Raw genomic sequence first — 11,387 nt, 5'->3', positions numbered from 1 at the left:
GCAGGAGATGCAGCGCCAGCAACTGGAACGCCAGCGCGGCGAGCAGCAGCGCGCCCAGCAGGCCTTGCAGCAACAGCAGGCCATGCAGCGGCAGCAGCAGGAAATGCAGCGCCAGCAGATGGAGCAGCAGCGCATGCAGATGCGCCAGCAGCAGGAGCGCCAGGTCCAGGAGCAGCAGCGCCAGCAGCAGGTGATGGAGCGCCAGCAGCAAGAGCAGATGCAGCGGCAGCAGCAGGAAATGCAACGCCAGCAGCAGAACATGCAGCGCCAGCAACAGGAGCAGCAGCGCCGCCAGCAGGAGCTGCAGCGCCAGCAGCAGCACACCTAGGCGCCGTCGCCGGGTGACCGGACGCGGGAGACACGAAGCGCGCGCTGGCCGCCGGCCGGCGCGCGCGGTCCGGCGCAGCGTTACCTGGCCAGTTCCGACAGCCGCACCTGGGCGATCTTGCCGCCCTGCACCCAGCCCACCACGGTATCGGCCACGGTGCCGCCCCTGGCGTCGATGCTCTCGATCTCGTTGGGGTTGGCGTCCCTGGCCAGCGTCTTCACCGCTTCCGGCATCCTGGCCCGGATCGCGGCCACGTCGCTGGTGGTGCCGGCCAGCTTCATCGCATTGGCCAGCACGTACACCATCGTGTAGTTGAGCGACATCTCGGTGGTGGCGTCGCGCCCCTCGTGCAGCTTCTTGTACTTGGCGTTGTAGGTCTGCGCGGCCGGACGGCTGTCGTTGGCCAGGGGCATCACGCCGATCGCGCCTTCGAGCATGCCCAGGCCGCCCGTGACCTTGGCCATCTCGTCGAGCTTGGCCTGGTCCATCACGATGAAGCCGCCCTTGAAGCCCAGCTCGCGCGCCTGCTTGACCACCAGCGCGGTCGGCTCGGACGGGCCGCCCACGAACATCACGTCGGGTTTGTCGGCCAGCACGCGCGACACGCCGCTGTAGAAGTCGGTGGCCTTGGTGTAGGACATCGGGTTGTTGGCCACCACCTTGCCGCCCGCGCCTTCCCATGCCGGCACGAAGGCCTGCACCCAGGCCTTGGCGTAGTCGTGGTCGGCCGGCGCCAGCGCCACGTTCTTGCCGTAGCGCTTCATCTGCGCCTTGACGAACGGCTCGATGTAGCCGGTATAGGCCGGCGGGATGCGGATGGTCAGCTTGTTGCCCGCATCGGTGATGCGCGGCACGCTGGAGTACGCCATCACCAGGAATTTCTCCTGCTCGTTGAACGCCTGCAGCGCGAAGATGCCGCCCGAGTGCGGCACGAACACGGCCGGCGTCTTGTACTGCTGCACCAGGCGGCGCGCGTTGATGGCGGCCTCGGCCGGCGCGTACTTGTCGTCGAGCGCGGCCACTTCCAGCTTGACCTTCTTGCCCTTGACCTCCAGGCCGGCGGCGTTGATCTCGTCCACCGCCATCTGGATGCCGGACAGCACGTTCTTGCCGTACAGCGCGGCGCCGCCCGACAGCGGCCCGGTGTAGCCCAGCTTGACCACCTCCTGGGCGAAGGCGGCGCCCGATGCCAGCAGCGCGGCCACGGCGGTGGCGGCAAGCGGGAAGGCAAGCGGGAAGAAGCGGCGGATCGTCTTGGTTTGCATCTGGCTGTCTCCTGTTGTGTTGGTACTGCCTGTTGTTGTTCTTGTTTTCTTCCCTCTCCCGCCTGCGGGAGAGGGAAGAAAATATGCAACACGCGGCGGCGTCAGCCCCCGATATACGCCCGCCTGACCCCCTCGTCCCCGAGCAGCGCGTCGCGGTCGCCCTCCATCACGATGCGCCCGCTCTCGATCACGTAGGCGCGGTGCGCGATGCCCAGCGCCGCGTAGGCGTTCTGCTCGGCCAGCAGCACCGTGGTGCCGGCGCGGTTGATGCGCTGGATCACCTCGAACATCTGCTTGACCACCAGCGGGGCCAGCCCCAGCGACGGCTCGTCGAGCAGCAGCGCGCGCGGGCGGCTCATCAGCGCGCGGCCGAGCGCCACCATCTGCTGCTGGCCGCCCGAGAGCGAGCCGGCGGGGTCGTCCTTCTTCTGCCGCAGGATCGGGAACATCTCGAACACCTCTTCCAGCGAGCGCCGGATGCCGGCCGTGTCGCGCCGGTGCACGTAGGCGCCCAGCGTCAGGTTCTTCTGCACGCTCATGGCCGGGAACAGCTTGCGTCCCTCGGGGCAGTGCACCAGCCCGGCCTGCACGATCTGCGACGGCTTCATGCCGGACAGCTCGCGGCCGTCGAAGCGCATGGTGCCGCCGCTGGCGCGGTGGATGCCGCTCATGGCCAGGAAGATCGAGCTCTTGCCGGCGCCGTTGGCGCCGAGCAGCACCACCAGCTCGCCGGCGCCGGCGTGCAGCGTGATGTTGTCCAGCGCGCGGAAGCTGCCGTAGGACAGCGAGACGCGTTCAAGCTGCAACATGGTCGGCTCCCAGGTAGGCTTCGATGACGTGCGGGTCCTGCTGGATCTGCGCCGGCGTGCCCTCGGCGATTTTCTCGCCGTAGTTGAGCACCATGATCTTGTCGGCCAGCCGCATGATCATGTCCATCTTGTGCTCGATCAGGCAGACCGTCTTGCCGTGGCCGACCATCTTGCGGATCAGCCCGGCCAGGCCCACGGTCTCTTCCGGGTTGACGCCGCCGGCCGGCTCGTCGAGCAGCAGCAGCTCGGCGCCGGTGGCCAGCGCCAGCGCGAAGGCCACGCGCTTGCGCTCTTCCTGCGTGATGTCCGCGGCGACCTCGTGCGCGAGGTGCGCGAGGCCGACGAACTCCAGCGCTTCCTCGGCCTTGTCGCGGCACAGGCGCTCTTCCTCGCGCAGCCGGCGCGTGTTGAACAGCACGTCGGCCAGGCCCGAGTGCGTGCGCAGGCGGTGGCCCACGATCAGGTTGTCGAGCACCGTGGCGCGGTCGAACAGATGGGTGGCCTGGAACGTGCGCGCCACGCCCAGGCGCGCGATCTGGTCGGCGCGCAGGCCGGCCACGTCCCGGCCCTTGAACCGGATCTGCCCGGAGGTGGGCGCGTGCGTGCCGGCGATCAGGTTGAAGAAGGTGGTCTTGCCGGCGCCGTTGGGGCCGATGATGGCGTTGATGTGGCCGGTCTCGAACGTGACCGAGACCTCGTTCACCGCGGTCAGGCCGCCGAACTTGCGGGTCAGGTTGCGGATCTCAAGCATGGTCGGCTCCTGCGTTGGCTGCGGTTGCGCTGGCCGGCGTGGCGGCCGGCGCGCGGTCCTTGCCGCCGCGCCGCGCGGCGGCGGCGCGGCGCGCCTGGCGCTTGAGCCACGAACCGACGATGCCATCCGGCACGAAGATGATGAGCAGCACCAGCACCGGCCCGAACACCAGCATGCGGTAGTCCTGCAGGAACTGCAGCGTCTGCGTGACCCACGGCACCAGCACCGCGCCCAGCAGCGGCCCGAGCAGCGTGCCGGTTCCGCCCACCAGCATCGCCATCACCATGTCGAAGGTCAGGTCGGTGCGCGCGATGTCGGGGCCGAGAAAGCGCACCTGGCCCGCGTACAGCGCGCCGGCGAAACCCGCGTAGCCCACCGACAGCACGAAGGACAGCACCTTGGTGCGCATCAGGTTGATGCCCAGCGCCTCGGCCAGCGCGTCGCTGTTGCGCACGGCCATGAAGCTGCGGCCCAGCAGCGAGGTGACGATGCGGTGCATGAGGAAGGTGCCCGCCGCCAGGAAGAACAGCACCAGGTAGTACTGCGCCTGCACGTTGTCGAACGCGAGCGGGCCCACCGCGGCCGGCACCGGGATGCCGATCAGGCCCACCGTGCCGTGCGTGAGGCTTTCCCATTTCTCGATCAGCAGGTAGATGATGTAGCCGATGCACAGCGTGAAGATCGAGAAGTAATGGCCCTTGAGGCGCAGCGACACCACGCCGACGAAGTAGCCCACCGCCATGCACACCACACCCGACAGCGCGAACGCCCACCAGAACGGCACCTGGTGGTCCACCGTGAGGATGCCCAGCGTGTACGCGCCGATCGCCATGAAGCCGCCGTGCGCGAGGTTGAGCTGGCCGGTATAGCCGGTGATCAGGTTCAGCCCGAGCGTAGCGATGGCGTAGATGAAGGCCAGCGTCATCACCGTCAGGTAGTAGCTGTTGGGCGTGATGAGCGGAAACGCGACGGCGAGCGCCAGCAGCAGCGCCCAGCCGGTCTTGCCTTGCAGTGTCTTGGTCATGCTGCGCTCCTCAGGCGGTCTTGCCGGCAAACAGGCCCTGCGGCCGGACCGACAGGATGGCCACCAGCAGCACGAAGGCGATGATGTCCTTGTAGTCGGTGGAGACGTAGAAGCCGCCGAAGCTCTCCGCCATGCCGATGATCAGCCCGCCCACGATGGCGCCCGGGATGCTGCCCATGCCGCCGAGGATGATGATGACGAAGGCCTTGGTGATGACCAGGTTGCCCATGCTCGGGTAGACCAGGTTGATCGGCGCGTACAGCGTGGCGGCGATGGCCGCCAGCGCGCCCGAGATGGCGAACACCAGCAGCGTGACGCGCGTGGCGTCGATGCCGACCAGCGCGGCGCCCTCGCGGTTCTGCGCCATCGCCACGATGGTCGAGCCGGTCACGGTGCGCGTGAGGAACAGGTGCAGCAGCACCATCAGGCCGAACGCGGCGGCGATAATGAGCAGGCGCTGCGCCGGCGCGGTCAGGCCGAACAGCTCCACCATCTGGCCGTAGGGCGTGGGCATGCGCAGGAAGTCCGCGCCCCACAGCGCCTGCGCGCCGGCTTCGAGGAACAGCATGATGCCGATGGCGGCGATCATGTCGTGCAGCTCCGGCGCGTTGCGCAGCGGATGGAACACCAGGCGCTCGGCCAGCATCGACAGCGCCGCCACCGCGAGCGCCGCCGCGCCCATCGCCAGCCAGTAGTTCAGGCCGAGCGCGGCCATCATGTAGTACGAGACGTAGGCGCCGGCCATGTAGAACGCGCCGTGCGCGAAATTGGGCACGTGCAGGATGCCGTAGACCAGCGTCAGGCCCAGCGCCACCAGGCTGTACACGCCGCCCAGCGTGAGGCCGTTCAGGACTTGTTGGAGAAACAACATCTCGGCTTACCTCTTTGCGGATCACGAACGAAGACACGCAATCCGCGGCGCGGATGGCGTGGAACGTGCGGCGCCGCGCGAAGGCGGCGCCGCTCATGAGGCGAGGGCGGGATCAGCCGGGCGGTGACGCGGCTTGGCGGGTCGTGCGGTGCATGTTCTGTCTCCTGTGCAATGCCTGTGCAGTGCGGATTGGCGGGGCGAGGGCGATGCCTCGCTGCCGGCGTCGTCGGCCGGTGAAAGCGCGATGCGTTTGCATGCATATGCACTTTCCAGCACGATCGTTCGTTTTCATTGACTGTTGCATACGGCCTGAGGCACAGTCAAGGAATACGGAATAGTCTTCCGCACAGCGAAATAGCCGGCGCAACCCGTTTTCTTCGGCATGCCGGCGCGGTGCGGAATGCGTCCTCCCGCGGCCCGCGGTCCGCAGTTCACGGCCCGCGGTTTGCAGCCCGTCTCCAGCGTCGCCGCCATCCATGAAGCGCACCTCGTCGATCCCGCTGTCGCCCGCGTCCGTGCCTGTGCCGGCATCCGTGCACGCGTCCGTGCCCGACGCCGATGCCGATACGCTGCCGCCGTGCGCCGGCGCGCTCGCCGACGCCGCGCGCGACGACCGCAACTTCGTCACCGCGCTGGCGCGCGGACTGGACCTGCTGCGCGCGTTCGGCCCGCACGACGACTACCTCGGCAATGCCGAGCTCGCGCGGCGCGCGGGCATTCCGCGCCCGACCGTCTCGCGCCTGACCTACACGCTCACCAGCCTGGGCTACCTGATCTATTCCGAATCGCTCGAGAAATACCGCCTCGGGCAAGGCGCGATGGTGCTCGGCCAGCGCTACCTCGCCGGCTCGCGCATCCGCGAGATCGCGCGGCCGCTGATGCAGTCGCTCGCGTTCGCCACCGACTGCACCGTGGCGCTGGCCACCGCCGACCGCCACGAGATGGTCTACCTCGAGGTCTGCCAGCCGCGCGGCGCGCTGGTGATGCGGCTGGCGCCGGGCTCGCGCCTGCCCACCGCCACCTCCGCCATCGGCCGCGCGTGGCTGGCCGGGCTGGAAGCGCCGCGGCGCGCCGCCGCCATCGCCGACCTCGAACAGTTCTACGGCAGCCGCTGGGCGCCGCTGCGCGCCAAGCTAGAGCGCGCGCTGCGCGACTACGGCCGGCGCGGCTTCTGCGTGGCGCACGCGGAATGGGACCGCACCGTGAGCGGCGCGGCCGCGCCGGTGGTGCTCGAAGGCGGCGCCGAAGTGCTGGCCATCAACATCGGCGGCGCGGCCACGCGGCTCGCGCCCGAGATCCTCGACGGCAATCTCGGCCCGCGCATCCGCGAACTCGCCGACGCGCTGCAGGGGCGCCTGTGGCAGGGGCACGGATAAGCGGGCAACGGGCATCATCGCGCATCGACGCGGCCCGGCGGACATGCGCCGCAAGGGCCAGACATCCAGCAGGCAATACAGACAAAGAAAACAAAGGAGACAACGATGGACATCCGCAACAAGACCGTGATCGTGACGGGCGCCGCCACCGGCATCGGGCGCGCGCTGGCGCTGGCCTTCGCCGCCGGCGGCGCGCGCGGCGTGGCGGTGGCCGACCTCGACGAGGCCGGCGTGCGCACGGTGGCCGCGGAGCTGGCGCAGGCCAGTCCCGCCTGCCAGGTCTTCGCGCAGCGCGCCGACGTGGCCGACGCCGCCGCGGTGCAGGCGCTGGCCGATGCCGCCACCGGGCGCTTCGGCCAGGTCGACGTGTTCTGCTCCAACGCCGGCATCATCCTGCGCAAGGGCCTCGACGCCAGCGCGCAGGAATGGCAGCGCATCTGGGAGATCAACGTGATGGCCCACATCCACGCCGCGCGCGCGGTGCTGCCGCAGATGCTGGCGCGCGGCGAGGGTTATTTCGTCAACACCGTGTCGGCCGCCGGGCTGCTGTCGCAGATCGGCTCGGCGCCCTACGCCGTGACCAAGCACGCGGCCATCGGCTTCGCCGAATGGCTGTCGATCACCTACGGCGAGCGCGGCATCAAGGTAAGCTGCATCTGCCCGCAGGGCGTGCAGACCAACATGCTGTTCGGCGAGGACGGCTCGCGCAAGGGCTTCCTGCAGGCCGGCTCGGTCACGCCGGAGCACGTGGCGCAGGTCACGCTCGCCGGCGTGAAGGACGAGCGCTTCCTGATCCTGCCGCACCCCGAAGTGCTGGAGTACTACCAGCGCAAGGGCCAGGACTACGACCGCTGGCTCAAGGGAATGCGCCGCCTGCACGATAAAGTGATGGCGGAGTTCGGCGGCAGCGTGGTGTAAGCAGTGAGCAAGGCCGCGCGCCGCGCGGCACCCGCAGCATCGGCAGTACCGGTATTACCCAAAAAGCAAAAAAACACCTGGAGACAACCATGCGCAGCAAACCTCTCGCGGCGGCCATGCTGGCCGCCTGCACCGCCTTGTCCGTCCTGTCGGCGCCGCCGGCGCGCGCGGACACCTATCCGTCCAAGCCGATCCGGCTCGTGGTCGGCTTTCCCAGCGGCGGCGCGCCGGACATCCTGGCGCGCATCTTCTCGGAGAAGATCTCGCTGGGCCAGCCGGTGGTGGTCGACAACAAGCCCGGCGCCGGCGGCAACATCGGCGCCGAGGCCGTGGCCCACGCCGCGCCCGACGGCTACACGCTGGCGATGGGCACGGTGGGCACGCACTCGATCAACGGCGCGCTCTACGCGCACATGCCATACGACATGGTCAAGGACTTCACGCCGGTGATCCTGGTCGCGTCCACGCCCAACGTGCTGGTGGTCAACCCTTCCGTGCCGGCCAGGAACGTGCAGGAACTGATCGCGCTGGCCAAGGCCAAGCCGGGCGGCCTCACGTTCGGCACGCCGGGCGTCGGCACCTCGCTGCACGTGGCGGGCGAGCTGTTCAACTCGATGGCGGGCGTCAAGATCACGCACGTGCCCTACAAGGGCCGCGCGATGGCCATCCCCGACCTGCTCGGCGGCCACATCACGATGATGTTCGACAACCTGCCGTCGGCGCTGCCGGTGGTCAAGGAAGGCAAGCTGCGCGCGCTGGGCGTGACCAGCGCCAAGCGCACCGCCTCGGCGCCGGACATCCCCACGCTGGCCGAGCAGGGCCTGCCCGGCTTCGAGGCCGATTCGTGGTTCGCCATCTTCGCGCCGGCCAACACGCCCAAGGATGTGATCGCCAGGCTCAACGCCGAGCTCAACCGCATCTATACGCTGCCCGACGTGCAGGCCAAGCTCAAGACGCTGGGCCTGGACCCGGTGCTCGGCACGCCGGAGAAGCTGGCCAGCTACCAGCGCAGCGAGATCGCGAAGTGGGCCAAGGTGGTGAAGGAGTCGGGCGCGAAGGCGGAGTAGCGCGAGCCTTCCGGCATTCGGCGCCCGGCGCGGGTGCCGGCTTCCCGTGTTCGCCTGCCGCGTCAGCCGACATGGGGAGGCGGCCGCGCCATCGCTGGCTATCCCTGACGTTGCCGCGGACATTGGGCGCCGTGTCCGGGCGTGCTGGCGGCGCCGGCGAGCTTCCCCGGCGGCGCCGCGCCACGCGCCCTTCGCTCAGATGTCCGCCTCGGCCGCGCCCTGCGCCTGCGAGCCGCTGCCGCTGCGCAGCCGGCTGAAGCTCACCACCGCGCCCGCCGCGGCCACCGCGGCCGCGACGAACAGCGCCAGCCGGGCCGCGCCGGACGGCTCGATGCTGAACAGCAGCGCGACGATGGCGGTGCCGGTGGTCTGCCCGAGCAGCCGCGTGGTTGCCTGCGCGCCGCTGGCGCCGCCGCTGCGCGCGGGCGGCGTGGCGCCGATCATGGCGCGGTTGTTGGGCGACTGGAACAGGCCGAAGCCGAGCCCGCACATCGCCATGCGCCAGCCGATGTCGAAGCTCGACGCCTCCGGGCCGAGCATGGCCAGGCCGACCAGCCCGCTGCCGAGCAGCGCCAGGCCGATGCCGGCCAGGATGCTGGCCGGATAGCGGTCCGACAGCCGGCCCGACAGCGGCGCCATGACCGCCACCATCAGCGGCCACGGCGTGATCAGCAGGCCGGTTTCGTGCAGCGAGCGGCCAAGCTGGTATTCCAGGTAGAACGGCAGCGCCACGAAGGACAGCATCTGCGCCATGAACGAGCAGAACGAGGTGCCCACCGCCAGCGTGAAGGCGCGGCTGCGGAACAGGTCCACCGGCACCAGCGGCGCGGGCTTGCCGTGCTGCATGCGCACCAGCCACCAGCCCAGCAGCGCCGCCGCCGCCAGCCCGGCGGCCGCGGCGGCGCGCAGGCCGGCGTGCCCGGCGGCGTCCACGCTGAGGATGAACAGCGCGAACACCACCGTCGACAGCAGCGCGCTGCGGTAGTCGAAGCCGTGCGGCTGCGGCGGCGTGGCCGGCAGCGCGCTGCGCGCGAGCAGCAGCGCGAACACCGCGACCGGCACGTTGATGGCGAACAGCCATTGCCAGCTTGCCACCGACAGGATCAGCGCGCCCACCGACGGCCCCACGGCGATGGTGATGCCGACCACCAGCGCGTTGAGGCCGATGCCGCGGCCGAGCTTGGTGGGCGGGTAGATGAAGCGCACCAGCGCCGTGTTCACGCTCATGATGCCGGCGCCGCCGATGCCCTGCAGCACGCGCGCGGCCACCAGCACCGGCAGCGTGGGCGAGAGCGCGCACAGCAGCGAGCCGAGCAGGAAGATCGCCAGCCCGGTGCGGTACACGCGCTTGTAGCCGAGGATGTCGCCCAGCGAGGACAGCGGCAGCAGGCACACCGTGACGGTGAGCTGGTAGGCGTTGACCACCCAGATGGTGCTGCTCGGGTCGGAGGCGAGCTTGCGCGAGATCGACGGCAGCGCGATGTTGGCGATCGAGCCGTCGAGCACGGCCATGATGAGGCCGCAGAACACGGTGAGGATGGCCCAGGTGCGTTGGGGACGGGGTAGGCCTTGGTGTGGCTGCATGGAGGCGAGGAAGAGAACCGGCGAGGACAGCGCCGCGCGGCTTGCGCGGCCGCGCAATTATCGTCTGCCGCGGCGGTGTCCGCAAATGGCGGCTTCACGGCAGGCCCGCACGCCATGCCGGCCGATGATCTATATTGCAGGCTGGCGCGGCGCCCCGGGCCGCCGCGCCGCCGTTTCGCGGCCGGCCAGCGTGCCCGCCGCGCCGGCCCGGACCTGAAGCGAAACCATGAAGACTACCTCACGATATCTCGGCGGCTGGCTGCTGTGCGCGGCCGCCGCCATGCTGCCGGCCTGCACGCTGCTGCAGCCGGTGGAAACGGCGCAGAAGATGATCGGCGCGCCCGAAGACGCGGTCAAGACCACCTTCGGCAACCCGACCGACGTCTACCACCTGGCCGACGGCACGACCCGCTGGATCTACTCGCGGCAGCCGCTCGGCTACCAGGCCTACGCGGCCGATTTCGACGCCGCCGGCAAGCTGACCAGCTTCCGCCAGATGCTGACCAACGCGGAAATCTACAAGGCCCGCGTCGACGTCTGGACCCAGCGCGACGTGGAAGAGCATTTCGGCAAGCCGCGCGAGCCGGTGCAGTATTTCCCGCTGATGCGGCGCCTGGTGTGGTCCTACCGCTTCCGCCAGGACGGCATGCTGTCCTCGCTGTTCAACTGCTACTTCGACGACCAGGGCGTGCTGCGCCAGGTGCAGATCACGCTCGACCCGCTCGGCGGCGACAGCAGCCGCTCGAAGTAGGCGCGCGCATCCCGTCCGGCCTTCTCGCTCCCATCATGGAACGCTTCACCATTTCGCTGGACAACCAGCTTGCCGAGGAATTCGACCGGCTGATCGCCGAGCGCGGCTACGACAACCGCTCCGAGGCGGTGCGCGACATCCTGCGCAGCCACCTCGACCGCTGGCGCGAGGCCTGCGATGCCGACGGCCCCTGCGTGGCCAACCTGTCCTACGTCTACAACCACCACGAGCGCGAGCTGGCCGAGCGGCTCACGCGCATCCAGCACGCCCATCACAGCCTCACGGTCTCGACCATGCATGCCCACCTCGACAGCGACAACTGCATCGAGACGGTGATCCTGAAAGGCCCGGCCAGCGCCGTGCGGCAGCTTGCCGACGCCATCGGCAGCGAGCGCGGCGTGCGCCAGGCGACGCTGAACGTGGTCATGGCCGAGGCCGACGACTTCCACTCGCACTCCCACCCGCATCCGCATCCCGATCCGCATCCTCACCCGCACGAGTGAAAGACGCCGGACATCCGCACCGTGATGGTGCTTGCCCGGTGGTATGAAGTTTGCTAAAAATTTCATACATTTTCATATTGCAAAAAAATAACGATGCGGGACTACCTCCGGCGCCTGCCGCGCTTCCCGGACCCGGCGGG

General features: G+C 69.4%; 12 protein-coding genes. 5 read left to right on the top strand and 7 right to left on the bottom strand.

The genetic code is table 11. The features are described 5' to 3' along the window. The 6 genes from K206_RS0119380 to K206_RS0119355 all read right to left on the bottom strand — a co-directional run. The coding region (locus K206_RS0119380) for a hypothetical protein (protein ID WP_020204049.1) at positions 1-322 on the bottom strand (322 nt) is incomplete at its 3' end. An 86-nt stretch (positions 323-408) separates the two neighbouring features. Next, positions 409-1,593 carry an ABC transporter substrate-binding protein gene (locus K206_RS0119375; protein ID WP_020204048.1) on the bottom strand — a complete coding sequence of 395 codons (1,185 nt, stop codon included), beginning with the start codon at positions 1,591-1,593 and terminating at the stop codon, positions 409-411. Between the two features lie 101 nt (positions 1,594-1,694). Next, a complete protein-coding gene (locus K206_RS0119370; RefSeq protein WP_020204047.1) occupies positions 1,695-2,402 on the bottom strand; it encodes an ABC transporter ATP-binding protein in 708 nt (235 codons plus the stop codon). Further along, positions 2,389-3,153 (bottom strand): ABC transporter ATP-binding protein, encoded by a 765-nt coding sequence (locus tag K206_RS0119365; protein ID WP_020204046.1) that lies wholly within the window; start codon positions 3,151-3,153, stop codon positions 2,389-2,391. The genes K206_RS0119370 and K206_RS0119365 overlap by 14 nt, the downstream gene beginning before the upstream one ends. After that, positions 3,146-4,177, bottom strand: a complete 1,032-nt coding sequence (locus K206_RS0119360) for a branched-chain amino acid ABC transporter permease (RefSeq protein WP_020204045.1) — start codon at positions 4,175-4,177, stop codon at positions 3,146-3,148. The genes K206_RS0119365 and K206_RS0119360 overlap by 8 nt, the downstream gene beginning before the upstream one ends. Before the next feature lie 10 nt (positions 4,178-4,187). Then, positions 4,188-5,048 (bottom strand): branched-chain amino acid ABC transporter permease, encoded by an 861-nt coding sequence (locus K206_RS0119355; RefSeq protein WP_020204044.1) that lies wholly within the window; start codon positions 5,046-5,048, stop codon positions 4,188-4,190. A gap of 476 nt (positions 5,049-5,524) precedes the next feature. Here K206_RS0119355 and K206_RS0119350 point away from each other — a divergent pair, with 476 nt between their 5' ends. The 3 genes from K206_RS0119350 to K206_RS0119340 all read left to right on the top strand — a co-directional run bounded on the left by K206_RS0119350 (position 5,525) and on the right by K206_RS0119340 (position 8,409). Then, the gene (locus tag K206_RS0119350; protein WP_020204043.1) at positions 5,525-6,424 is read left to right on the top strand and encodes an IclR family transcriptional regulator; all 900 of its coding nucleotides are present in this window, start codon (positions 5,525-5,527) and stop codon (positions 6,422-6,424) included. A 105-nt stretch (positions 6,425-6,529) separates the two neighbouring features. Next, positions 6,530-7,342 carry an SDR family oxidoreductase gene (locus K206_RS0119345; protein WP_020204042.1) on the top strand — a complete coding sequence of 271 codons (813 nt, stop codon included), beginning with the start codon at positions 6,530-6,532 and terminating at the stop codon, positions 7,340-7,342. Positions 7,343-7,431: 89 nt separating this feature from the next. Beyond that, positions 7,432-8,409, top strand: coding sequence for a tripartite tricarboxylate transporter substrate binding protein (locus K206_RS0119340; RefSeq protein WP_020204041.1), 978 nt, complete (start codon positions 7,432-7,434; stop codon positions 8,407-8,409). Between the two features lie 195 nt (positions 8,410-8,604). On the opposite strand, the gene K206_RS38730 is transcribed toward K206_RS0119340, so the two are convergent. Next, a complete protein-coding gene (locus tag K206_RS38730) occupies positions 8,605-9,993 on the bottom strand; it encodes an MFS transporter (RefSeq protein ID WP_043366908.1) in 1,389 nt (462 codons plus the stop codon). 226 nt (positions 9,994-10,219) lie between these two features. Here K206_RS38730 and K206_RS0119330 point away from each other — a divergent pair, with 226 nt between their 5' ends. Then, the gene (locus K206_RS0119330) at positions 10,220-10,744 is read left to right on the top strand and encodes a hypothetical protein (protein ID WP_020204039.1); all 525 of its coding nucleotides are present in this window, start codon (positions 10,220-10,222) and stop codon (positions 10,742-10,744) included. A 35-nt stretch (positions 10,745-10,779) separates the two neighbouring features. Continuing rightward, positions 10,780-11,247, top strand: coding sequence for a nickel-responsive transcriptional regulator NikR (gene nikR / locus K206_RS0119325; protein WP_020204038.1), 468 nt, complete (start codon positions 10,780-10,782; stop codon positions 11,245-11,247). The last annotated feature ends 140 nt before the right edge of the window (positions 11,248-11,387 follow it).

Origin of the sequence: Cupriavidus sp. WS (assembly GCF_000395345.1) — a bacterium.
In the GTDB taxonomy this organism is placed as follows: domain Bacteria; phylum Pseudomonadota; class Gammaproteobacteria; order Burkholderiales; family Burkholderiaceae; genus Cupriavidus; species Cupriavidus basilensis_B.
Note: the sequence above shows the minus strand (reverse complement) of the source record. Positions and strands in the feature narration are given on the sequence as shown.

What these genes read in the sequence shown, in the direction of transcription:
- K206_RS0119375 (WP_020204048.1), bottom strand. Translation starts at nt 1,593, where the DNA reads ATGCAAACCAAGACGATCCGCCGCTTCTTCCCGCTTGCCTTCCCGCTT.
- K206_RS0119370 (WP_020204047.1), bottom strand. Translation starts at nt 2,402, where the DNA reads ATGTTGCAGCTTGAACGCGTCTCGCTGTCCTACGGCAGCTTCCGCGCG.
- K206_RS0119365 (WP_020204046.1), bottom strand. Translation starts at nt 3,153, where the DNA reads ATGCTTGAGATCCGCAACCTGACCCGCAAGTTCGGCGGCCTGACCGCG.
- K206_RS0119360 (WP_020204045.1), bottom strand. Translation starts at nt 4,177, where the DNA reads ATGACCAAGACACTGCAAGGCAAGACCGGCTGGGCGCTGCTGCTGGCG.
- K206_RS0119355 (WP_020204044.1), bottom strand. Translation starts at nt 5,048, where the DNA reads ATGTTGTTTCTCCAACAAGTCCTGAACGGCCTCACGCTGGGCGGCGTG.
- K206_RS0119350 (WP_020204043.1), top strand. Translation starts at nt 5,525, where the DNA reads ATGAAGCGCACCTCGTCGATCCCGCTGTCGCCCGCGTCCGTGCCTGTG.
- K206_RS0119345 (WP_020204042.1), top strand. Translation starts at nt 6,530, where the DNA reads ATGGACATCCGCAACAAGACCGTGATCGTGACGGGCGCCGCCACCGGC.
- K206_RS0119340 (WP_020204041.1), top strand. Translation starts at nt 7,432, where the DNA reads ATGCGCAGCAAACCTCTCGCGGCGGCCATGCTGGCCGCCTGCACCGCC.
- K206_RS38730 (WP_043366908.1), bottom strand. Translation starts at nt 9,993, where the DNA reads ATGCAGCCACACCAAGGCCTACCCCGTCCCCAACGCACCTGGGCCATC.
- K206_RS0119330 (WP_020204039.1), top strand. Translation starts at nt 10,220, where the DNA reads ATGAAGACTACCTCACGATATCTCGGCGGCTGGCTGCTGTGCGCGGCC.
- nikR (WP_020204038.1), top strand. Translation starts at nt 10,780, where the DNA reads ATGGAACGCTTCACCATTTCGCTGGACAACCAGCTTGCCGAGGAATTC.